This window comes from Rubritalea spongiae (assembly GCF_042652385.1).
In the GTDB taxonomy this organism is placed as follows: domain Bacteria; phylum Verrucomicrobiota; class Verrucomicrobiia; order Verrucomicrobiales; family Akkermansiaceae; genus Rubritalea; species Rubritalea spongiae.
On record NZ_JBHSJM010000001.1, the window covers coordinates 837,571 to 860,674 of the forward strand.

The 23,104-nt window shown below is 49.6% G+C and carries 20 protein-coding genes; 12 read left to right on the forward strand and 8 right to left on the reverse strand.

Annotated features, from left to right (window positions below; genetic code table 11):
• Positions 1 to 226: 226 nt before the first annotated feature.
• Positions 227 to 2,998, reverse strand: coding sequence for a bifunctional aconitate hydratase 2/2-methylisocitrate dehydratase (locus ACFPK9_RS03990; RefSeq protein ID WP_377093387.1), 2,772 nt, complete (start codon positions 2,996 to 2,998; stop codon positions 227 to 229).
• A 248-nt stretch (positions 2,999 to 3,246) separates the two neighbouring features.
• Between ACFPK9_RS03990 and acnA the strand changes: the two genes are divergently transcribed.
• Together acnA and ACFPK9_RS04000 are read left to right on the forward strand one after the other, a co-directional pair.
• Positions 3,247 to 6,117: an aconitate hydratase gene (gene acnA / locus ACFPK9_RS03995; RefSeq protein WP_377093388.1), complete on the forward strand. Its 2,871-nt coding sequence runs from the start codon at positions 3,247 to 3,249 to the stop codon at positions 6,115 to 6,117.
• Positions 6,118 to 6,473: 356 nt separating this feature from the next.
• The gene (locus tag ACFPK9_RS04000; RefSeq protein WP_377093389.1) at positions 6,474 to 6,974 is read left to right on the forward strand and encodes a methylated-DNA--[protein]-cysteine S-methyltransferase; all 501 of its coding nucleotides are present in this window, start codon (positions 6,474 to 6,476) and stop codon (positions 6,972 to 6,974) included.
• Positions 6,975 to 7,244: 270 nt separating this feature from the next.
• On the opposite strand, the gene ACFPK9_RS04005 is transcribed toward ACFPK9_RS04000, so the two are convergent.
• Positions 7,245 to 7,724 (reverse strand): hypothetical protein, encoded by a 480-nt coding sequence (locus tag ACFPK9_RS04005; RefSeq protein WP_377093391.1) that lies wholly within the window; start codon positions 7,722 to 7,724, stop codon positions 7,245 to 7,247.
• A gap of 102 nt (positions 7,725 to 7,826) precedes the next feature.
• On the opposite strand from ACFPK9_RS04005, the gene ACFPK9_RS04010 reads away from it, so the two are divergent.
• From ACFPK9_RS04010 to rlmN, 6 genes are all read left to right on the forward strand, one after another.
• Positions 7,827 to 8,063 carry a helix-turn-helix domain-containing protein gene (locus ACFPK9_RS04010; protein WP_377093392.1) on the forward strand — a complete coding sequence of 79 codons (237 nt, stop codon included), beginning with the start codon at positions 7,827 to 7,829 and terminating at the stop codon, positions 8,061 to 8,063.
• A complete protein-coding gene (locus tag ACFPK9_RS04015) occupies positions 8,056 to 9,519 on the forward strand; it encodes a DNA/RNA helicase domain-containing protein (protein ID WP_377093393.1) in 1,464 nt (487 codons plus the stop codon). Before ACFPK9_RS04010 ends, ACFPK9_RS04015 begins: the two co-directional genes overlap by 8 nt.
• Before the next feature lie 29 nt (positions 9,520 to 9,548).
• On the forward strand, positions 9,549 to 10,022 hold the full coding sequence (locus tag ACFPK9_RS04020; RefSeq protein WP_377093395.1) for a DNA/RNA helicase domain-containing protein: 474 nt from the start codon (positions 9,549 to 9,551) through the stop codon (positions 10,020 to 10,022).
• Between the two features lie 6 nt (positions 10,023 to 10,028).
• Entirely contained in the window at positions 10,029 to 10,724 is a 696-nt protein-coding gene (locus ACFPK9_RS04025) for a nuclease-related domain-containing protein (protein WP_377093397.1), read from the forward strand.
• A 355-nt stretch (positions 10,725 to 11,079) separates the two neighbouring features.
• A complete protein-coding gene (locus ACFPK9_RS04030) occupies positions 11,080 to 11,760 on the forward strand; it encodes a 2OG-Fe(II) oxygenase (protein ID WP_377093399.1) in 681 nt (226 codons plus the stop codon).
• 170 nt (positions 11,761 to 11,930) lie between these two features.
• Complete coding sequence (rlmN, locus tag ACFPK9_RS04035) at positions 11,931 to 13,016, forward strand: dual-specificity RNA methyltransferase RlmN (protein ID WP_377093401.1); 1,086 nt, start codon at positions 11,931 to 11,933, stop codon at positions 13,014 to 13,016.
• 256 nt (positions 13,017 to 13,272) lie between these two features.
• On the opposite strand, the gene ACFPK9_RS04040 is transcribed toward rlmN, so the two are convergent.
• Positions 13,273 to 13,554 (reverse strand): DUF6172 family protein, encoded by a 282-nt coding sequence (locus ACFPK9_RS04040; RefSeq protein ID WP_377093402.1) that lies wholly within the window; start codon positions 13,552 to 13,554, stop codon positions 13,273 to 13,275.
• Positions 13,555 to 13,800: 246 nt separating this feature from the next.
• The gene (locus ACFPK9_RS04045) at positions 13,801 to 14,082 is read right to left on the reverse strand and encodes a hypothetical protein (protein ID WP_377093403.1); all 282 of its coding nucleotides are present in this window, start codon (positions 14,080 to 14,082) and stop codon (positions 13,801 to 13,803) included.
• A gap of 131 nt (positions 14,083 to 14,213) precedes the next feature.
• Here ACFPK9_RS04045 and ACFPK9_RS04050 point away from each other — a divergent pair, with 131 nt between their 5' ends.
• Positions 14,214 to 14,960 carry an NYN domain-containing protein gene (locus ACFPK9_RS04050; RefSeq protein ID WP_377093404.1) on the forward strand — a complete coding sequence of 249 codons (747 nt, stop codon included), beginning with the start codon at positions 14,214 to 14,216 and terminating at the stop codon, positions 14,958 to 14,960.
• Between the two features lie 98 nt (positions 14,961 to 15,058).
• On the opposite strand, the gene ACFPK9_RS04055 is transcribed toward ACFPK9_RS04050, so the two are convergent.
• Positions 15,059 to 15,499 carry a rhodanese-like domain-containing protein gene (locus tag ACFPK9_RS04055; RefSeq protein WP_377093405.1) on the reverse strand — a complete coding sequence of 147 codons (441 nt, stop codon included), beginning with the start codon at positions 15,497 to 15,499 and terminating at the stop codon, positions 15,059 to 15,061.
• Positions 15,500 to 15,640: 141 nt separating this feature from the next.
• On the opposite strand from ACFPK9_RS04055, the gene ACFPK9_RS04060 reads away from it, so the two are divergent.
• A complete protein-coding gene (locus ACFPK9_RS04060) occupies positions 15,641 to 16,312 on the forward strand; it encodes a metallophosphoesterase family protein (RefSeq protein ID WP_377093406.1) in 672 nt (223 codons plus the stop codon).
• Here the strand turns inward: ACFPK9_RS04060 and ACFPK9_RS04065 are convergent, their stop codons facing one another.
• Positions 16,313 to 17,500: a PDZ domain-containing protein gene (locus tag ACFPK9_RS04065; RefSeq protein WP_377093408.1), complete on the reverse strand. Its 1,188-nt coding sequence runs from the start codon at positions 17,498 to 17,500 to the stop codon at positions 16,313 to 16,315.
• Between the two features lie 22 nt (positions 17,501 to 17,522).
• Complete coding sequence (locus ACFPK9_RS04070; RefSeq protein ID WP_377093409.1) at positions 17,523 to 18,524, reverse strand: S1C family serine protease; 1,002 nt, start codon at positions 18,522 to 18,524, stop codon at positions 17,523 to 17,525.
• A gap of 130 nt (positions 18,525 to 18,654) precedes the next feature.
• Between ACFPK9_RS04070 and ACFPK9_RS04075 the strand changes: the two genes are divergently transcribed.
• Both ACFPK9_RS04075 and ACFPK9_RS04080 read left to right on the forward strand, forming a co-directional pair.
• On the forward strand, positions 18,655 to 20,898 hold the full coding sequence (locus tag ACFPK9_RS04075; RefSeq protein WP_377093410.1) for a transglycosylase domain-containing protein: 2,244 nt from the start codon (positions 18,655 to 18,657) through the stop codon (positions 20,896 to 20,898).
• Between the two features lie 21 nt (positions 20,899 to 20,919).
• Entirely contained in the window at positions 20,920 to 22,584 is a 1,665-nt protein-coding gene (locus ACFPK9_RS04080; RefSeq protein WP_377093412.1) for a transglycosylase domain-containing protein, read from the forward strand.
• Here ACFPK9_RS04080 and ACFPK9_RS04085 read toward each other — a convergent pair.
• Positions 22,581 to 23,045 carry a SixA phosphatase family protein gene (locus ACFPK9_RS04085; RefSeq protein ID WP_377093413.1) on the reverse strand — a complete coding sequence of 155 codons (465 nt, stop codon included), beginning with the start codon at positions 23,043 to 23,045 and terminating at the stop codon, positions 22,581 to 22,583. The two genes, ACFPK9_RS04080 and ACFPK9_RS04085, sit on opposite strands and share 4 nt — an antisense overlap.
• Between the last annotated feature and the right edge of the window lie 59 nt (positions 23,046 to 23,104).

Consider the following 23,104-nt stretch of genomic DNA (forward strand, 5'->3'; position numbering starts at 1 on the left):
AGATCCGAGCACCGCAATGGGATACGGTGTGTCTAAAGTCCAAGGTCATACCAGCATCGCGTGGTCGTGATGTTTTCTAACTGAAAGCCATTGCTACTAAAACCTCATCATCATTCATGCGTTTTCCGAAATTTTAGCATCTTTCGATGCTACCCCCTCTCCCCCATAAAACAAAAAAGTGCGGCCCGTTTCCGAACCGCACTCTAAATTGAATCTATAGCTAAACTTAAGCAGTAAGCTCAGCTACTGGTGGAGCAAAGCTTGTGAGGTTGATTCCCTCAACAGCCGCCTTGTATTCCTCGATTGTTGGAATGCGCCCAAGAATCGCGGAGAGAACTACCAGCGGTGTAGAACCGAGCAGTGATTCACCCTTCTTACGGTCAGAGTCAGCCACCACGCGGCCTTGGAAGAGACGTGTAGATGTTGCCATCACGGTGTCCCCCTTTTCAGCCTTCTCCTGATTACCCATGCAGAGGTTACAACCTGGACGCTCGAGATACATCATGTTCTCGTACTCAGTACGCGCTGTGCTCTTTGGTGCATCGTCGTCGAATTCGAAACCTGAATACTTCTGGAGAATGTCCCAGTCACCTTCAGCCTTCAGCTCATCAATGATGTTATACGTCGGTGCTGCGACCACGAGTGGCGCATTGAACTTCACATCACCTTGCTGCGCTTCCAGATTCTTAAGCATCTGAGCAAGGATCTTCATGTCACCTTTGTGCACCATACAAGAACCTACGAAACCGAGATCCACGTGCTTCTCACCACCGTAGAAATCAAGATCGCGAATCGTGTCGTGCGTGTAGCGCTTAGAGACATCTTCGTTATTTACATCTGGATCAGCAATCATTGGCTGATTGATCACATCGAGATCAACAACCAACTCAGCAAAGTACTTCGCGTCAGTATCAGGAGCAAGTGGTGGTTTTTCACCAGACTTGATCTGCTCAATGCGTTTATTCGCCTTGTCGATGAGGCCCTGGAGCACTTTAAGATCATTGTCCATACCCTTATCGATCATGATCTGAATACGGCTCTTTGCGATTTCAAGTGACTCAATGAGTGTCTCGTCTTGAGAAATACAGATGGATGCTTTCGCCTTCATCTCTGCAGTCCAGTCAGTAAATGTAAATGCCTGATCAGCGAGCAGCGTGCCGATGTGTACCTCGATAATTCGACCTTGGAACACATTGTCACCACCAAACTGCTGCAACATCTGTAGCTGAGTTGCGTGCACTACATCACGGAAATCCATGTGCTTCTGCATTTCACCTTTGAAGGTCACCTTCACAGACTCAGGAATTGGCATGGTGGCTTCACCAGTTGCAAGCGCAAGCGCCACAGTTCCAGAGTCGGCACCGAAAGCTACACCTTTTGACATACGGGTATGAGAGTCACCACCGATGATGATGTCCCAGTCGTCCACAGTGAGGTCGTTGAGCACCTTATGAATCACGTCAGTCATCGCGTGATATTTACCCTTAGGGTCGCGCGCAGTGATGAGGCCAAACTTATGCATGAAACTCATCAACTTCGGAATGTTCGCCTGAGCCTTCTTGTCCCAAACAGAAGCCGTGTGGCAACCAGATTGGTAGGCAGCGTCAACGATCGGAGAAATCACAGTAGCAGCCATTGCCTCAAGTTCTTGAGAGGTCATCAGACCAGTCGTATCTTGAGAACCGACCACATTAACTTCCACACGCACGTCGGAACCTGCATGAAGTGGATCAGTACTCGCTACGCCAACAGCATTGCGATTGAAAATTTTCTCAACAGCCGTGAGCCCTTGTCCTGGCTTCGAAGTCTCCTTAGACGGAGCGTAAACCACTGGCATTTCTGTACCGAGTGTCTGAGCGGCAAAGGTTTGAAGCTTCTTACCGAAAACGATCGCATAAGAACCGCCAGCCTTCATGAACTCCATTTTTTGTGGAGTAAATGCAGAGGAAACGTCCACCAGCTCTTTGTCGCCGTTATAAAGCTTCTTCTTAACAGTATTGATTGTAAGAACAGTTCCAGTCGCTACAGAATAAGCTTCTTCTAGCACTGGCTCACCTTCTTCGTCCCGAATGACATTGCCATCGGCATCTGTCTTTCTCACCCAGTTCTTGAGATCGATACCGATACCGCCAGTAACACCGACAGTAGTAAGGAAGATTGGCGAAATACCATTAGTACCAGCTACTACTGGAGCAATGTTTACAAATGGAATGTACGGGCTCGCCTGATGGCCGGCCCACAGTGCCACGTTGTTAATGCCTGACATACGGGATGAGCCCACTCCCATGGTTCCCTTCTCAGCGATCAACATAACGCGTGCGCCGGGATTGTCAGCCTGGAGCTGAGAAATTTCAGCCTGTGCTTCTGGAGTAATCATGCACTTACCGTGAAGTTCACGGTCAGAACGTGAGTGCGCCTCACCACCAGGAGAAAGTAAATCTGTAGAAATATCACCCTCACCAGCGATGTAAGTGACCACTTTAATCTCTTCAGGCACATCAGGAAGCTTAGTAAAGAACTCAGCCTTCGCATAGCTCTCGAGAAGATCTTTTGCAATCTCATTGCCAGCCTTATAAGCTGCTTCAATGCGCTCCATATCCGCCTCGTACAAGAACACCTGAGTCTTCAAAACCTCAGCAGCCTGCTTCGCGACTAATACATCATTATCGAGCGCTAGGTCTAGAAGCACTCCGATCGATGGCCCACCCTTCATGTGAGCGAGCAGCTCAAATGCGAACTCCGGAGTGATCTCCTCCACTGCGGAAACGCCGAGGATGATGTCTTTTAAAAATTGGGCCTTCTCTCCAGCAGCGCTGGTTGTCCCTGGTAAAGTGTTATAAATAAAGAAATGGAGTGAATCCTTTCTGTGTTCGTTCTCCGTATCTTTAATTTGTGCTATGATCTCACTTAACAGCTCAGCGCTGTCAATTGGTTTAGGATGCAACCCTTGGTCCTTGCGATCCTCGATTTCGTTTAAGTAGTCTAAATACAAGCTCATGAATTCGCGGCAACTCTCTACCGATGCAAGCAAAACTCAAGAAAATTTTAAGCTCTCACCAGCCCACAAATTAGATCCATTCATACCACCCAGAAAAAAATACCATATTCCAGCCAACTAAGACTCAACATTGACGATTTAGCATTCGCCGCAGACTCGCCTTCCACCTTCCACCCAAGAAACCCCCAATGGATATTTGTGTTCTCATCCTTTCTCAGCTAATCTGATAGAAACCTAATAAAAATACCATGGCACTAGACACTCTCAGATCATTCATTACAGGCTCCGGAGCCGAAGGCCACTTCCACTCCCTCCCAGCTCTCGCTGAACAAGGCTTCCCTAACATTTCGCGCCTCCCAGTCTCCATCCGTATCGTCCTCGAATCCGTCCTGCGTAACTGCGACGGACGTAAAGTCACCGAAGAAGACGTCAAAAACCTCGCCAACTGGAACGCTCCATCTCCCGGCTCTTACGAAGTTCCCTTCACCGTAGGTCGCGTTGTCCTTCAGGATTTCACCGGCGTCCCTCTTGTCGTCGACCTTGCCGCCATGCGCAATGCTGCAGCCGATGCAGGCGCTGACCCAGCTCTCGTTGAACCACTTGTCCCCGTCGATCTGGTTATCGACCACTCCGTCCAAGTCGACTTCGCTGGCTCCCAGCAGGCGCTCAACCGCAACCTGCAAATCGAATTTATCCGCAACAAAGAGCGCTACCAATTCCTCAAATGGGGCCAACAAGCCTTCGATACCTTCAGCGTCGTCCCACCAGGCATCGGCATCGTCCACCAAGTCAATCTCGAGTACCTCGCTAAAGGAGTACTCGAAAATGAAGGAACTCACTATTTCGACACGCTCGTCGGCACCGACTCACACACTACAATGATCAATGGCCTTGGCGTCGTTGGCTGGGGAGTTGGAGGCATCGAAGCCGAAGCTGGCATGCTCGGCCAGCCCGTTACCTTCCTCGTTCCAGAAGTCGTCGGCGTCTACCTTCATGGAAAACTCAACGAAGGCGTCACCGCCACTGACCTCACACTCCGTATCACCGAAATCCTCCGCGCCCACGGCGTCGTTGGCAAGTTCGTCGAATTCTACGGTCCCGGCGCTGAAGCACTCTCACTCCCCGACCGCGCCACCATCGCCAACATGGCACCCGAATACGGCGCCACCATGGGCTTCTTCCCAGTCGATGAAGAATCTATAGCCTACCTGCGTGGCACTGGCCGCCCAGAAGAAGTCTGCGACACCGTCGAAAACTACTTCAAAGCACAAGAAATGTGGGGCATTCCAGACAAAGGTGACATCGATTACACCGACGACCTCAGCCTCGACCTCTCCACCATCGTCCCCGCCGTCTCGGGCCCCAAACGCCCTCAAGACCGTATCGACGTTCCTAAACTTGGAGTGAAATTCGAAGAACTCTTCACCGCCACCACCGCAGCAGGTGGTTTCGGCCGTAGTTCAGACTCGCGCGCTACCACCATCGATATCAATATGCCAGAGCCAGCAGGTGTCGCCATCGGCTCCTTACTAGACAACCCTACTCCTGGTGCCGAGCGCGACAAAGCGGAAATGACCAACAACCGCCCCGCTCCGGAAGAGGTAGATGCCTCAGAAGCATTTGAACCCATCGACACTCAACTCAAGCACGGCTCGGTGCTCATCGCCGCCATCACTTCCTGCACCAACACCTCTAACCCGAGCGTCATGCTCGCTGCGGGGCTCGTCGCAAAAAAAGCCAACGAACTCGGCCTCAAAATCGCCCCCTACGTCAAAACCTCACTCGGACCAGGTTCACGCGTCGTCACCGACTATCTCAATAAAACTGGCTTCCAACCCGAACTCGATAAACTCGGCTTCCAAACCGTCGGCTACGGCTGCACCACCTGTATCGGTAACTCCGGCCCGCTCCACCCAGCGATCGAAGAAGGCATCGCTAAAGGCGACCTCGTCTGCGCGTCTGTCCTCTCGGGCAACCGCAACTTCGAAGCCCGCGTCCACGGATCCATCCGCGCCAACTTCCTCATGTCGCCACCACTCGTCGTCGCCTACGCACTCGCGGGCCGCGTCGACCTAGACCTCACCAACGATCCCATCGGTACTGACAAAAATGGCGACCACGTCTATCTCAAAGACATCTGGCCAAGCATCGACGACCTCAAGGCTGTCATCGACTCTGCACTCGTTCCTGAAGTCTTCAACACCCTCTACAGCAACCTCGACACCGCTAACCAAAACTGGGTCGAAATCGAATCCGACACTGGCGACATCTATTCTTGGCAAGATGACTCGACCTACATCCAGAACCCGCCATTCTTCGATGGCTTCTCCCGCACTCCAGCGACCGAAGCCGTGGACATCGTCAATGCTCGCCCGCTCGGCATCTTTGCCGACTCCGTCACCACCGACCACATCTCGCCAGCAGGATCCATTGTTCCCTCATCGCCAGCAGGACAATACCTGCTCGCACACGGCGTCGAAAAAGCATCGTTCAACTCCTTCGGCTCACGCCGCGGCAATGATCGAGTAATGACCCGTGGCACCTTCGCCAATGTACGCATCAAAAACCTCATGTGCGACGGCACCGAAGGCGGCTACACCCAGTACTTCGGCCCCTCTGATGTCCCTGCCCCAGATAAAGAAATCGCAGCATTAGGCGATGGCAAACCTGCCTTCATTTACGATGCCGCCCAAGCCTACAAAGCAGACGGTACAGACCTCATCGTCATCGGTGGTGAAGACTACGGCATGGGATCCTCCCGCGACTGGGCCGCCAAAGGCACCCGCCTCCTCGGCGTCTCCGCCGTCATCACCAAATCCTTTGAGCGCATCCATCGCTCCAACCTCATCGGCATGGGCGTGCTGCCACTTAACTTTAAGGACAAAGCCGACTACGATAAAATAGTCAAACTCGCCGACGCCACCTTCAGCATCACTGGTCTAGCCGGCCCTCTCAAACCTGCACAAGATGCCACCCTCGTCGTCACCCCAGCCTCAGGCGACACCTTCGAGATCCCACTCATCGTCCGCATCGACACCCCCGCCGAAGCCGACTACTACCTCAACGGCGGCATTCTCCCCTACGTCCTCAACCAAATCCTCGACAACGCCAAATCCTAATCCCCCCATACGAAGGCTCTCACAAAACGACTGGACGATTCCCCTAATCGTCCAGCTGACAGTGCTGAGGCAAAACCCACCGCCTAAACATCTCGGACGCTCATCCTCGCAACAGGATAGGGACGGCCTTCCATACCGTCCAGCTGAACACGGAACAAAAAACGCATCCATCATCCCTTCCATAAACCCCATCAACTCGAACTTCCATCGGAACCACGTGTCGAAAGCCTAAGGTCCACAGCCACTCCACATCGCCTGGTCACGATCCACTTTTCTACCTCGGAGTCACCAGACTCCGCAAAAACTACCTCCAGACCTTCATCCCCCAGCGCCCCCCATCCCAAAAAGCCAAACGCATGCACATCGAATACACCCACTACCAAAGCCCCATCGGCACCCTACGTCTTCGAGCGCATGAAACAGGACTCGTCGCCGTCGACCACGCCAACCAACAAGCCCACACCGACCCGCAGTGGCAGAAAAATGCTAACCACCCCATCCTCAAACTAGCTACCCGCGAACTCCAATCCTACTTCGACGGCACACTCACCCACTTCCACACCCCACTCACCCCTACTGGTACTCCATTCCAACTCCGCGTCTGGAACGCCCTGCTCGAAATCCCCTACGGCCAAACCGCCAGCTACAGCGACATCGCACAAGAACTTAATAATCCCAAAGCCGTCCGAGCCATCGGCGCAGCCAATGGGCGTAATCCACTCTCCATCTTCATCCCCTGCCACCGCATCATCGGAAAAAATGGCTCCCTCACTGGCTACGCCGGAGGAACCACCAACAAAGAATTCCTCCTCCGACTAGAAAACAAACACCACTCCAGCCCCCTAGAACTATCCTAAAACCTCACGCTCCCTCAGCCCAACCACCAATTCTCCTCAATCACTCTAAGGCCTACGCATCACCTCATCCCAGGCAGGGATGGTTTTCCAAACAGTCCAGCTGAGCACGCACCTTCAAAGCCATTAAAACTCTTCTTTCTCGCAAAGCTCCGTCCCTCCCCCTGATTCTCCACTCAACCGAGACGCACCTCAAAAAGGAATGATTTCATTTAAAAACACCCCACGTGACACAATTCCAACTGCCTAACACATTCCTCAAATTCGGAATACCTACACCTTCCAATAATTAAGAAAGAGCTCTAACTCCTTACGACACTCAAAGCGCAACACTGAATCTTTACCTTGCACAAAACTATCTACCAAGGACTCGAGATCGGTGTAGAGAAAATAGACACCATGCCTACTTTCTAAGGCATCGACGATACTATCAACTCCATATTTATCTCTCACGCGTAGCAACTCAACACTTTGCTCAGGGCGATACAACGACGTTTCGTCAATGAATTCAACAGTATTACGTCTGTTCACTTGTTGAAGAGTCCCTAGCCTGTTCTCCAGTTGGCGATAAACCTCTAATTGATATTCAGCGTCCACTTCAGAATCGCAATCGATCAATTCATTAAGCGATGCCTCACCTCTACCCACCTCACGAAGCGCTCTTTCCCACTCTTCGATTCGTTCCTGCAAGAGTTCACTCATCAAATCAAGCTCTTCTAGCTTCAGCTCTAAATTAGCGGCTATTTTAGACATCACTCCAGTCTATCTAAGACCCAGCTAACGTCCACGGACTATAAGTATCATTTGTTCTATTTTGGAACAATCACAACTGGTATTTATGTTCTAAATTAGAACATGAATAGTGCGTCAAAAAACCTTTGCGGTTCTATCATCGCAAGGTTGAGAGCTCAGCAATCTCCCGAAATAACTCAAGAAGCTTTAGCCGCGAAAGTACAACGCCAAGGCGTAGAACTCGACCGTGTTGCTATCGCCAAAATTGAAACGCAAAAACGCCGAGTCTCAGACTTCGAAGTAGTCGCCATTGCAAAAGCCTTGAAGGTTTCTCCCCTCACTCTATTAGGTTGTGAATAGGTTCTATTACTCTGCCTCAATCGATGAGTTCCTATCGAGTTCAGAGGATGCCATTTTAGGAGAGTTAGCTGCGGCAAATACGTTCGAACTAACACTTGAACAAAGAACTGCATGGCAACATCAGATAACTAATCTACAGACAAGTTTAACCTCCGTGTCACAGGGACATATTCTTTTCGAATATACGATTCCCCGCATGGGTAAACGCTGCGATTGCGTCCTACTTATCAACAACCACATCATCATCTTAGAGTTCAAATGTGGTTCATCTAAGTATAACAATCAGGACAAAATTCAGACTATCGATTACGCTCTAGATCTCAAGAACTTCCATGGTGCCAGTCATGAAGCGCGTCTCATTCCTGTGCTCGTTGCCACTGAGTCCAGCCACTCTGACGAAATTCTTCTCAACTATTCAGAAGACAAAATCGCAGATTGCCTCTGCATAAACTCAAGTGGGCTTAAAGAGCTCATTGAAGCCGTATGTGCTGAGCCAAGCCCGCCTAACATTATCCACCCCTCAACCTGGATAAATGCGAAATACAAGCCCACACCTACCATTATTGAAGCAGCTCAAGTACTCTACCGTGAGCATCGAGTAGATGATATTTCGCGAAATGATGCTGAAGCTACCAACTTAGCCGCCACATCAAGTTTCATCGATAAAGTCATAGCCGATTCAAAAAAATATAAGCGAAAAGCAATCTGTTTTGTCACCGGTGTCCCTGGAGCTGGTAAAACTCTCGCAGGTCTTAATTTGGCGACTTCAAGACAACAGCATCATGCGAATGAGCATGCTGTATTTCTTTCAGGAAACGGACCACTTGTAGAGGTGCTTCAAACAGCACTCGCTCAAGATAAAAAGTCGAGAACTGGCGTACACCTCTCAACTGCTCGACGCGAAACATCTGCATTCATCCAGAATATTCACCATTTCAGAGATGACCATCTTACTAGGCCTGACGCACCTATTGAAAAAGTGGTAATTTTCGATGAAGCCCAACGAGCTTGGACTAAAGAGAAAGCTGCCAAATTTATGAAGGCGAAAAAGGGAGTTGAAGACTTTGACCAATCAGAGCCTAAGTTCCTACTAGATGTGATGGATCGCCATGAAGAATGGTGTGTCGTAGTTGCCTTAATTGGCGGCGGACAGGAAATTAATGATGGGGAGGCTGGTCTCCCCGAGTGGCTCGCCGCAGTTTCAGGTCTCGAGTCCGATTGGCAGACTCACTATTCGCCTGAACTAGATACTCCAGAGTACACACATTCAAACTCACTGACTACACTTCTTCCTAACAACTCAGAAGCAAACACTTCATTACATCTATCAGTATCGATGCGCTCTTTCCGAGCGGAGAGCCTCTCACTATTCATCAACAGAGTCATTTCTAACGATACCAAAAGCGCTCAATCGCTCATTGCTCAATTACAAGACAACTACCCGATATATATATAACAAGAGATATAGTTGCGGCTAAGAAATGGGTGACTCAGATGAAACGTGGTAGTGAACGTATCGGCCTAGTCGCCTCAGCCGGAGCCAAACGTCTCGTACCACATGGCATTCAAATGAAAGTTTCTGTGGAACCTGACAAATGGTTTCTAGGACCTGACCATGACATACGTTCTAGCAATTTCCTAGAATTGGCTGCGAGTCAGTTTGATATCCAAGGACTAGAAATTGACTGGGCAGTTGTCTGCTGGGATGGTGACCTCCGGCATATCGATAACGAATGGGAGCATCATAAGTTTAAAGGTAGTAGCTGGCAGCGAGTGAATAAACTCGAAGAACGACTCTATCTCAGAAACGCCTATCGGGTGCTACTAACAAGAGCCCGCCAAGGAATGGTCATCTTCGTGCCTGAGGGTTGTGAGACTGACGTAACGAGAAACCCCAATTTCTATGAGGGTACATACAACTACCTCAAGTCATGCGGTCTCAGAGATCTCAACTTATAATTTAATATGCTCCCTCCCACACTCTCCGCCATCGACATCACGACTCTATTCACCACCTTCCTCTCGAAATATTGGTGGATTCTTCTCATCATAATCGCGCTCAAAATCTTCCGCCTTCCCAGTGTCAAAGGCTGGTTCGGCGAACAATTAGTCAACCGAGCCCTCAAGCGGCTGCCAGCCACAGACTACCACCTTTTCCACGACTTCTACCTTCCCCGCCCCGATGGCAAGGGAACGACCCACATCGACCACCTCGTCGTCTCACGCTTCGGACTCTTTGTCATCGAAACCAAGAACTACCAAGGCTGGATCTTCGGTAGTGAAAAGCAACGCACGTGGACGCAACAAATCTACAAAAAGAAGCACAAATTTCAAAATCCACTCCACCAAAACCCACTCCACCAAAACGCCCTGCACATCAACGCCCTCATCCACTTCCTCCAGCTCGAAAAATCAGTCTTCCATAACCTCGTTTACTTCGTTGGCGACTGCACCCTCAAAACGAAATTACCTGAAAACGTCCTCACCCACGGTCTTCCCTCCTTCATCAAAGGGCATCAGAAGGAACTACTCACAGAATCTGAACTCACCCATTGCCTAGAGATTCTCAAGCAAACTGTCACAAACAAACCCCAAGCGGCTAAACAGCACGTTAAACAGCTCAAACAACGAAAAGCTGCGAGAGGGTTGAGGTCTATCTAAGGCCTAAGACCTCTCCACATCACGCGTGGTCGCGATCCTCTTTCCTAGACCAGAGTCACCATACTCCACAAAAGCGACCTCCGACACTCAATCATAGCTTTTCACTACCAAGACCCGCAATCAACCGGACAGTTGCGGAAAACCGTCCCTCCCACAACCCACGAAAAACTCACACCTTGACCGAGCAGGCTCACTCATGAGCAAACTCTCACCCTAGGTCACCGCAATCACAGGCTGGCACGATTATCTCTGATCATCCGAAAAAGCAACACTCCTCAAACCTTTCCAATCCTCACACATTGAACTTGCAAATCAACTCGGAACCCTTCCATATCCCGAGCCTGTAATAAAATATATGAAGGATATCTTTCGCGCATCTACTGACTGCGCATTCAACTTCGATAATCCACTTGATCAAATTGCCACTGCGCTTATTGATCCCGGTTATCTCTACCTCGAGGACGCCATCCAGCCATCCTTCATTCAGAACCTCACCGAACTACTTGAAGAAAAGGAGAGAGCCGATGCACTCACACGCGCCGGCATCGGTAAAGGACTCGCCCTCGAAGTCCGCTCAGAGATCCGCTCGGACTCCATCTTCTGGCTTGAACCCCAAGACCCGTCCCCTGTCGTCGTTGATTGGCTCGCTCTGATGGAGACAATCAGCCAGCACCTCAGACGCGCGCTCTTTCTCCCCCTTGAATCCTACGAAGGCCACCTAGCTCGCTACCCCGAAGGGGGATTCTACAAACCACACCTCGACCAACACCGCATTAGCCCTACTCGCCAAGTCACCATCATCGCCTACCTCAATCCCGATTGGTCTGACAACGATGGTGGCCAGCTCAGACTCTACACTGACCTCCAAAAAGGCATTCGTGGTCCCTCCATCGATTTTCTCCCCCACGCAGGATCTATCATCATCTTCCGCAGTGCTGACTTTTGGCACGAAGTGCTCCCCGCTGCGCGTCCGCGCATGAGCCTTACTGGCTGGCTCCGAGGCCGCGAAGATAATCCCCTCATCACAGTTCATTAAAAATTTTCCCACACGCGACTCTATACAAAATACATGCTAAGGCCGCACTCCTGCGTGCGGTCTTCCTTTCACCGTTTTTGCGATGCGTACACAACTCTGAGCCGTATACAGAAAACTGCTTGGCTGAAAAAAGGCGTGATTTTTTCTACAATCCCTGCCACCACAAGCACGTGAGCGCGAAACAAAACATCCTCGGAATCACTCGAGACGAACTTACAGAATTTTTCACAGAGCACGGAGGTTCCGCCTTTCATGCTAAGGAAGTCATGGAAGCAGTGTACCGAAATGATGTGCGCGATTTTTCAAAAATCCATTCTATCACCGAGCGCTACCGAGACCTCCTCACTGAACACTTCAACATCGACCTCCCACAGATTGTCAAAGTCCAAGGCTCGGAAGACACCACGCGGAAGTACCTTTTCCAGCTCTGTGATGGGCGCTACATCGAGTCCGTCCTCATCCCCGCTACTCCGCTCGAAGATGGAACGCGCTCTGAGCGCATGACCGTCTGTGTTTCTTCTCAAGTCGGCTGCGCGTATGGCTGTAAATTCTGTGCCTCTGGGCTCGATGGACTCACCCGCAATCTCACCACTGCTGAAATCATCAGCCAGCTCGTCGCCATTCGCGAGCACTCAGGTAAACACATCACCAATGTCGTTTTCATGGGCATGGGCGAACCCCTCGCCAATTTCAAAAACCTCAACCCAGCACTCGACATCATCACTGGCCACTGGGGGCTCCATCTCGCTCCACGCTCAGTCACCGTCTCCACCTCAGGTCTCGTCCCGATGATCCGCAAGCTCGCTGAGCGTGAAAACCAAGTCTCACTCGCCATCTCACTCCACGGTGCTACCAACGAAGTCCGCGACAAAATCATGCCAGTGAACTCGAAATGGCAGGTCGATGAACTCTTCGATGCCCTCCACTACTTCGCCAGTAAAAACAACCAACGCATCACCCTTGAATACATTCTCATCAAGGGAATCAACGACGAGCTCGAACAGGCAAAAATTCTAGCCGAAAAAGCGAAAAACCTCGGTGGTTTCGTTAACCTCATCCCCTACAACACCGTTGAAGGTCTCGAGTGGGAACGTCCATCAGACGAACACTGCAAGCGCTTCCGCGACAAAGTAAAGCAAGGAGGCGTCATGACCACCATGCGCCTCGAAAAAGGCCACGACATCGACGCAGCCTGCGGCCAGCTCCGTCTCAAAGAGATGAAAAAAGCAGCCGCAGAAGTGCAGGCCGCAAACTAGCGCCCCATCGCGACCACGCGATGCATGCTAAGACATTCGACCTTTCAGACCTTAGACACTTCGCGCGTACAGAAGAAGGTCTTCGCAAGCCACCCAACTGTCTCAAGTCGAAAAGTCCAAAGTCCTATCAGCAAAATCTGGTGGTTTCGCCCTCTGTTCATCGCGACCACGCGATGCATCCTAGGACATGCGACCTTTTGACCTTCGACACTCCGCAAACCAAAAACACCTCTCTCACGCCTCCATCGGCCGCGAGCTACTTACCGCGTACTCGGCCAACTGGGAGCACCTCTACATAGAAGGACTCCACTTCATCCTGCTCCGCTCCATCGATCGCTTTAAAAAGCTTAGAGAGGTGGATCTCGCTCGCTTCATCAGCTTCATAGCCAAATTTGCAGTCAAAGTCCACATAGTCGAAGCCTTCTGGCAACTTCTTGTTCCGCTCACGCTTGATGTACTTATTGATGGTACTTTTTGCAGCTTCGACCATACGTGCTGGCTTCTTTTTCTCATCAATGAGAGTAAATATTTTTTTCATAATCGTTTATTCGTTAGGGCAACCTCCCACCCGCTCAGAACAATCATGAGACCCAATGTGTATCGCCGTCGCGCAGCTCTACACGCAATTTTCAGATATGCAAAACAAAGTTCACGATGATGCGCTTGTAGTTCACTTATCCACCAACTTCCTCACAAAAAACGACCTGCTGTATATCTTCTATACAAGCAAGCCGTATGCTTCATTTCTGGTAAGTTCGAATGGCCAATAGCCACTCAGATTTCACTATTTTGTGATCGCTTGAATAGCGTCTGCAGTTTTCTTACCTTTCTTCACTTTTTTGCCTGTATCTCCAGCCTTTTCTTCAACTTCGTCTTTCACTTTTTTCTCAGCTTTATCGATATGTTCATCAGCCTTCTTTTCAGCTTTTTTCTGAGCTTTATCGACCTGATTGTCTGCGATTTTAGATACATCTGGAGTCTTTGGGATTTTTATAGCATCTGCGAACAATGATGATGTTGGAATAAAAAAAGATACGACACCTGCAGCAATTAAATGGGTTTTCATACAAGTTCAAACTATCTGTCAGATCGTTAGGGTCAAGCGACAACACTACCTGGTTCTATAAAGTGCCAGCTAACATTTAAGCAAAGTAAATATCTTCGACAAAACCCCTCATTTTTCTTAATAACGTGCCAATGTCTCAAAGTTTTGACCACACCCCGCGCCTCGCTGTTTTAATCGATGCGGACAACACGCCGCCCAAATCCATTCCCTTCATCATGGAAGAGATCGCTAAATTTGGCACCGCAAGCGTGCGCCGCATTTATGGCGACTGGAGCAGCAACCAACTCAGCGGCTGGAAAGACTCTCTGCTCGACCACTCGATTCAGCCGATCCAACAATTCGCCTACACTACTGGCAAAAATGCCACGGACATCGCCATGATCATCAATGCCATGGATCTGATGTACACTGGCCGCTTCGACGGGTTCTGTCTCGTCTCAAGCGATTCTGATTTCACCCCGCTGGCTGCACGCATCCGCGAACAATCACTCACAGTTTACGGCTTCGGTCAGAAAAAAACGCCAAAACCATTCGTCGAAACCTGCGACAAGTTCATCTATCTCGAACTCTTACAAGCCGACGAAAGCTCCAACTCTTCAGCCAAACCCGTCACCGATTCAAAGCTATTTAACTATTTTAAAGCAGCCATCGATGCCACTAGCGACGACTCCGGCTGGGCCTCGCTCGGTGGCGTAGGACAGCACATCAACAACGTCGCACCCGACTTCGACTCCCGCAGCTGGGGACACGCCAAACTCTCTGATCTCGCAAAAGCCATTCCAAAAATCGAAACGAAGCACAGTGAGAATCAATTCCGCATTCGCATTAAACCCAATAAGAAAAAAGCAGCTAAGAAAGTCGCTAAAACTGCGAAATAACTAAGAGGGTGATATAGGCATCACGAAAAAAGCGACTGTTCCAGCAGTCATCTTGACACACTGGAAAGTCGCTTAAATTACCGTTTCAGTTTGTTGGATTATTCAGTCTCTTGGCCTGCGTCTTTCCAACCTTTGATACCAGCACTCATGTGCTTCACGTTGGTGTAACCAAGCTTTTTAGCCGCTACTGCAGCTTTCTTCCATGCGCCACATTTAGGGCTACCACAGTATGCCACAATCAAGGCGTCCTTGTCTTTAGGAAGGGAAGCGGCCAAGTCATCCTTGATCGCTCCGTATTCTAGAGCGCCTGGTACATGACCAGATTCATAGGATTTCGCTCCGTTCGCGTCAATCACTGTGACAGTTCCTGCGTCCACTGCAGCTTTCAGTTCGTCAACTGTTACGTCTTCAAACTTTTTCTTGTCTCCCTTTTTCTCTGTTTTGGCAGGTTTCTCCATAGAACTGGATGCTTCGGCCAACACAAAAGATGTTGGGATGCTGAATGCTAGTGCTGTTACTAATAGTGTTTTTGTTTTCATAGCGGGATAACCTAACAGCCATTCTAGAATTCTGCAAGTCGCAGAAAGTTTATTCATAGATTTTTCCACATTGGGTTCCTGTATTAAATATATTCACCAATCTGTCCTTTCAATCATTGCCAAGCTCATCAAGACTAGGACATGGCTCTCATTATTGGTGACATCCACGGCTGCCTCTTCCAACTTAAAAACCTGCTCGACTTCGCCCAACCAAGTGCTGAGCAAACCATCGTCACACTTGGCGACTACATTGATCGCGGTGAAAACTCGAAGGGAGTTCTCGATTTCCTCATTCAGCTTAAAAACTCACACGAGCTGGTCCACCTAAAAGGCAACCACGATGCTTATTTAGAAAATGTCCAAGCTGACCCAGCTCTCTATAAATTTTGGCTCAAACCCGAACTTGGAGGACGAGCCACTTTAGCATCCTATCAAGATGATCTAGAAAATGTGCCTCGCAGCCATTGGGAATTCCTCGAAAATTCACCATTTTTCTACGAAACCGAAGATCTTATCTGCGTCCATGGAGGCCTTATCCCCTCACTCCCTATGGTCCAACAAAAAGCTGAAACCCTCATGAACCTGCGTTTCCACACGGCCAAAGCGCATCATTCTGGCAAACTCGTCGTGTGTGGTCACACACGACAAATAGATGGCAGCCCGAGACTGCACAACAACACCCTCTGCATCGATACAAATGTCTTCGATGGCGGATACCTCACCGCCTACGATAGCGAATCAAAAAAATTCTACCAAGTGAATGCCCATGGAGAACGCAAAAGCTTCTCCATCGAAGACATTCACTCAGAATAATCACTCTGCTTGCTCTAGTTCTAAAATCCTCTCTTGAGCTTGCTCGATAATCGCTCGTAAGCGCTGCACCTCCTCAGTATCAGCCGCACGTCCTAGTTGCGCTTGCCTTTGTAATTGCTGACGCTTTCTCTCCAGTTTATTGACTCCCGCTGTCATATCTGGCTGCTTTTTAAGCTGCTCAAACAGTTGAGATGGAGGGATAATATACGTCTTGATACGGCTAGCTCTAGCGACCACTACACCAACGAAATTTCCGTCAATGTCAAACACCGGCCCACCTGCATCAATCGCCCTTACTTGCATATCGCTTTGCAGAACTTCAGGAAACCCCTCGGCGACCTCGTTCACACTACCGCCCATTCGCTCCATCTGCTTCATCCGCTCTGGAGAAAATTGCTTCATTTCATCACGCCGCGCACCCAGAACTACCTCCGTCTCGTAATCCTTCTCAGCACGCTTAATTTCAAGCTTAGCAAGCTCACCAGGCTTCATTTGCTGCAGCACATTTCCTAATTCGTAGATTCCATCCACTTCAGTGCCATTTACCGTTTTGATTATGTCGCCACCTAACAACCCCGCTTGAGCTGCAGGTGCTCCGCGCTCCACTGACTCTAACCGAACACCTCCTCCTTGCACTGGATTAAAATCCATCCGGACGCCCAAGTAAGCCTTGTCAGTTTCACGTAAACTACGCGGAGCCACACTCACGACCCCAAAACCATGAGCCTCCTTCGCTGGCCCTACCGCAAAAACAAATTCACCGACTTTATCATCAGAAATTTTCTCAAAATCTACAGCTGGCAGCCCATCACCGTAATCAAGCAACGCTAAATCGTATTCTAAATACACGGACTTCACGTAAGCTTCGCGCTGGATACCATCGTATCCCACCACCCAGATATTGCTCCCTTTCGAAACGAGCTCACTCCATTTTGTGACCACTCCCATCTCAGTCACTGTACCTCTTGCAACCATCCGGCCTGAGCTGTACACATTGACGGCATGCTGTCCCGCACTCTTGGATAAAGGTGCGATCGCTTTAAAAAAGGCATCCGCCTGATCAATCAAGATACGCGTATCACTCTCACGGACGAATGGTAAACCCACCTTCGCCAAATCACGATTTTGCGCTTGAGCGCCCATAAAACTCAAAGCCAATACAGCTAAAGAAATCAATCCACGTTTCATACTTCTCTTAGGTCTCAATCTTTTATTGTTGGTTTAAATCTGCCAAGCGCATCAATGTCGCTACTACTTCCATCTCTGCCCCACTGCGTATGAGCGTTAACTTCACTTCCTGCCCAGGTCTAAAGCGATGCAATTCTAACACTAACTGTGTGCCATCTTTGACCGCGATATCATTAACCGCAGTGATGACGTCCCCCCTCTTTACCCCTGCTTCATGCGCAGGACTATTAGGTACCACTGAGCCCACTAACACGCCTCCAATCCTTGCTCGAGTAATCTCTACCCCTAGAATAGGAGAGTCGCTATTCGCAAATGGATTAGATGTGAGACTGCCCCACGTTTCACCTTCTAACAAGCGATCCCAATCCGCTCTCAATGCACTGATTCCAGCGTGATTATTGGCCTTATTATCCCAACCAATCGATGAATTAATGCCTACCAATTCTCCTTTGAGATCGAAAATGGGTCCACCTGAATCCCCGGCGATTAATGTACAATCACTCGTAAAATACCCACCGACATTGCGTGAAACCATTCGACCAAAGCGCACTGGCGGCTTGCGTAACGGATCGTGTCCCCCAGCGTGTCCCATAGCAACTAGGAAATCGCCAACGACTAGTTTGTCCGAATCTCCTAATTCTACAAATGGAAAACTCCCATCTTCGATGATCTGCAGCATGCCTGTATCCTTCGTTCGGTTCGAACCTAACACTTTAGCCACGGTCTCTTTCCCATCTGGAAAAATAACCACCATCGTTTCTGCACCTTGGCTCACATGAGCGGCTGTAAGAATTAAGCCTTTCTCATTGACCACTACACCACTCCCCCATGCTCCAGTTCGATCTGAAGTCAATGCAACAGTCGCGGGCTGCGTTTTCGACACGACGTCATAAACTTGTACCTGCAGCGCCTTGATGTCTCCGATGCTCTCAACCATCGGCGCTATAGACTGCGCTTGCACATGACTAGTTCCAAGCGTAGCCATCCCTGCGATAATCATCGTCCATTTTGAAAATACTCTCATTTTGCTCAAATATATAGCGCCACCATACGTCCATTTTTTTCATTGGGAAAATGAATTTTCAGTAGGACTCGCATGATTTTTAGCGTATCCATCTCACAGGTTGTCCTCAGCGACCACCTCCCGCACCACTATGGCAGCCAAAAAGAAAAAATCAGCAAAGCGCAAAACTACGAAAAAACGCGCCGCAAAAAAAACGCAGAACCGCAAGCGTCGTAGCCAGCGAAGCACCTTCTTTCGCCTGCTTTTCTGGCCAGTCACCATTGTCGACCTAGCGACTCAAAAATGGCACCCATTCTGGAACTGGTGTGCACGCTCTGTTGCGACTTGCTTTACCATTGGATTCGCACTTTTTGTAGCAGCTGCCAGCTTTTACTGGCTGCGCGCATCCACCTACGATTTAGATAAAATCACCGAAATGCCTGCCCGCTCCATCGTCTATGCAAACGATGGCGAAACCGAGATCGGCACCGTCCACGGCGACAACCGATTAATGCTCAAATTTAATCAAATAGCACCTTCCTTTAAACAAGCTCTCATCGCCCGTGAAGACGCTCGTTTCTACAAACATGGTGCTATCGATCCGCGTGGACTCGTCCGCGCATTTTCAAGATTTATAACCCGTGGAAAAAAAGAAGGCGCCTCCACCATCACCATGCAGCTCGCAGATAACTCATTCAGCTACGATGGGAAATCAATCGATGGCAAACTTCTGGAAATGGCCTTGGCGGTACGTATCGAAAATCGCTACTCCAAAGACGAAATTCTCGAGAATTACATGAACCGCATTTTCTGGGGTCACTCAATTCGAGGAATCGAGGCTGCCTCCAGGACCTACTTCGAAAAGCCCGCTTCACAACTCACACTCTCAGAGTCAGCACTGCTTGCTGGAATCATTCGTGGCCCTAACACCTTCTCACCTTTCGTCGATTTCGAAGCAGCACTCAACCAACGCGATGTCACTCTCAGCCGCATGGTCCACTACGACTTCATTACGCAGGCACAAGCAGAGGAGGCAAAAAAGGAAGAACTTCACATCAGGCCAAACGGACGACGCATCATCCACGACTCCTACGCTATGGATGCCATCCGACGCGACCTCGAAGTCATTCTCGAAAAGCACAATATCGAAATGGGCGGACTACACGTCATTACAACCATCGACCCAGCGCTCCAAAAGGCCGCTGAAGAATCGGTAGAAAAACGACTCAAAGCAGTAGAGTCGCGATCAGGATTTAATCATCAAACCCGCAACCAATTCCTGCAAATCCCTGCCAAAAAACGCAAAGCGCCCAACTACATACAAGGTGCAGTCGTGTGTATAGAAAATAAAAGTGGCGCTATCAGGGCCATTGTCGGCGGACGTAATGCCGATGAATCTAAATTCAACCGAGCACTCTACGGTCGCCGCCAAATCGGTTCCATCTTCAAACCTTTCGTCTACATGACTGCCTTTGATAAAGGCATGCAACCTGGCGCTTGGGTACGCGATAGCAGAATTCGCCCCGGAGAGATCAAAGGAGCCTATGGTAACTGGTCACCAGCGAACTCTGACCGAACCTACGAAAACATGATGACGGTGCGTGAAGCCCTCGCTCGCTCCCGTAATACAGCTTCGGTCCGCATCGGTGATTACGCAAAAATTGAAAACGTGTTAGAAACTGCTAGAAAAGTAGGCTTCGAACAAGAAATCCCCAAAACGCCAGCCACTTACCTCGGCGCCTTCGAAGCCACCCCGCAACAAGTAGCTCAAGCCTACAGCGCCTTTCCTAACGGTGGAGTCATCTACCGACCATTCATCATCGCCCAGATCACCGATGCCGACGGCAATGTCGTCTACCCCGGATCAGGAGCCATGCCCTACCAAGCTGCCAAGACTGGCTCAGCTTGGCTCGTATCTGACACCCTCGAAGAAGTAACCAAACGAGGAACCGCGGCGTCCTTGCGAAGCAGCCACGGTTTCGATGCTCCCTGTGGAGGCAAGACAGGAACCACTGACAACTATCGCGATGCCTGGTTCGCTGGCTACACCAGTAGCCTAACCTGCGCAGTCTGGGTAGGCATGGACGATAACAAACCAACTGTCCATCGTGGTTACGGCTCCACCCTAGCACTGCCCATCTGGGCAGATGTCATGAAATCAGCCAATCGCAGCCAATACCCAACCCACTCTCTCGAGCCAAATTTCCCGTTCAAAAAAATGCGCCTGTGCCGCTATACCTCCCAAGTAGCAACGAATGGCTGTGAACAGCAACGCACTGCATACACAGCAGAAGTACCAAGTGACTTGATTCCTAAGCATACTTGTGACAATCACCCCGTGCGAGCACAAGTGATAGATGAAGCTGCCCCACCTCGGGCCGTTCCTGCTCGTTAAATAACTGAGCAATCTCTCCCCATGAACTGGAAATCCGAGCAGAATTCAAAATCACCAATGACGAGTTGGATGCCCGAGTGGCTGCAGCTATGTGTTCGCGTTGCCATCCGCCTCTTCATTCTCGGCCTCATTATTTTTCTCCTCATCGCTGGTTATTACGGCTACCGCGCCCAACAGTTCAATTTGGACAAAGTCGCCGAGCAACAGCAGCAAAACGTGCTGCTAGATACCAGTGGGCTCCAACTACAGCTCACTAACGCAAAGTTCCAAGACTGCATCACCCAAGACGACCTGCCCCCGCACTTGATCGACGCGCTTATTGCCCGTGAAGACACGAATTTTCAAACCCACTGTGGTGTCGACTTTAAAGGGCTGATCCGAGCAACTCTGAGGAATATCAAAGACATGTCCTTTACCCAAGGAGCCTCAACCTTGAGCATGCAGCTCGCACGTAACACCTACGATATCCGAGCCAAATCAATCGATAGGAAATTATTAGAAATCGCTCTCACTCTTCGAATTGAGCAACACTACAACAAAGAACAAATCATGGCCTTCTACTTGAACCGCATTTACTTCGGTTCAGGCTGTTACGGGGTCGAGCAGGCTTCACAAAAATATTTTTCCAAACCCACGAAAGATCTCAATATCTCTGAATCTGCCACACTTGTTGGTATCATCCGCGGTCCACACATTTTTTCACCACTCCGCAATCTACCAGCGGCTCAGGAACAACGTGATCAAGTGCTCGATCGCATGGTCGATATCGGCCGGCTCAGCCCAGCCGAAGCGAAGCAAATAGAAGACACACCACTTACACTCCATCAATCCGACTCAGAAAGCGCCGACACAGTGCGATGTAATCCATACGCTATGAAAGCCCTGGATCGACACCTCCAAGAAATTCTCGCTGAAAAAGACGTCCGTGAAGGAGCACTGACTATCCAAACAACACTGAGCCAACAATCCATCGAAACAGCTCAACAAGACATCGACCAGCTTTTGTCAGAAAATGGTGACCAAGAACTTCAAGTTGCTTGTGTCATTCTCAACCACGCGACAGGCGCCATTCATTGCATTATTGGAGGAAAGTCATACACACACAGCCCCTTTAATCGCGCGCTCGATAGCAAGATCGACCTCGGTAACGCTTTTACCCCCTTTATTTACGCTGCTGCTCTCGAACGCTCCAAACCTCCCATCAAAGGTCAACCCGCTCAAACTGGGAAACAACTCGACCCAAACGACATGGTTGGCATCGCCAAACGCTTCGGCTTTAAAGGACCATTTAACAGCGAAGAAATTTTCTATGGCAGCGCCACTTGTACCCCTCTTGAACTCGCCACAGCCTATGCCACTCTCGCTAACGAAGGGAAACGTCCACACACCTACTACATTCAGGAAATCAAAAACCGCCAAGGCGAAAGCATCTTTAAAAACACCCCCTCACCAAAACCTGCAATTCAACCTGGCTCAGCAAAGGCAACACTCGACCTCCTCAACAATTTCCAAGGTATCACCAGCCACAGCACCACTGCTTTCGGCGGCAGAGCACTCTGGTCAATGGCTAAATCTGGTGACCTAACAGCTGTACTTTGGCTCGGCTATGACCAGCCAGAACCAGTGCCTAACAGCTCAGAGCTCATCAGAAAAATGCGCAAAATTACGCATTCATGGGTGAACTAAAAGTGCAAAACTTCTTCTAACTGTGCTCGAGAATTCGTTAACTTTAGATTCTCTAATACCGTAACACTGGCCTTTTTGACATGCCTCGGTGCATCACCCTCGACTAAGAGATGCTGCAGCAGAAAATAAAGGTCTGGATTGTGCCCAACTATCACTACGCGCTCAAAGCTCTCGTATGCTTTAAGTTCGCTCACAGCCTGTTCAGGACGCATACCACAGCGCAACCACTCCACTATGTGCGGACTTTCTAACTCTCCAGTTTCACACAGTTGCTGAGCTGTTTGCTCTGCGCGCAATACAGGACTTGTTAGAACTAACTCAGGTCTCCCCGTACTCTTCTTAAAATAATCACCAATCGCTGTAGCCTGCTTCCAGCCTTTCGCCGTTAAAGGTCGCGTATCACCCCATTTCACATCTCCGAAATCCTCTGCTTGCGCGTGCCGAATCACATAAAGTTTCATTCACTCTACATAACATTAAACACAAAAAATGCCGACCATGAACACTTCACAGCCGGCAT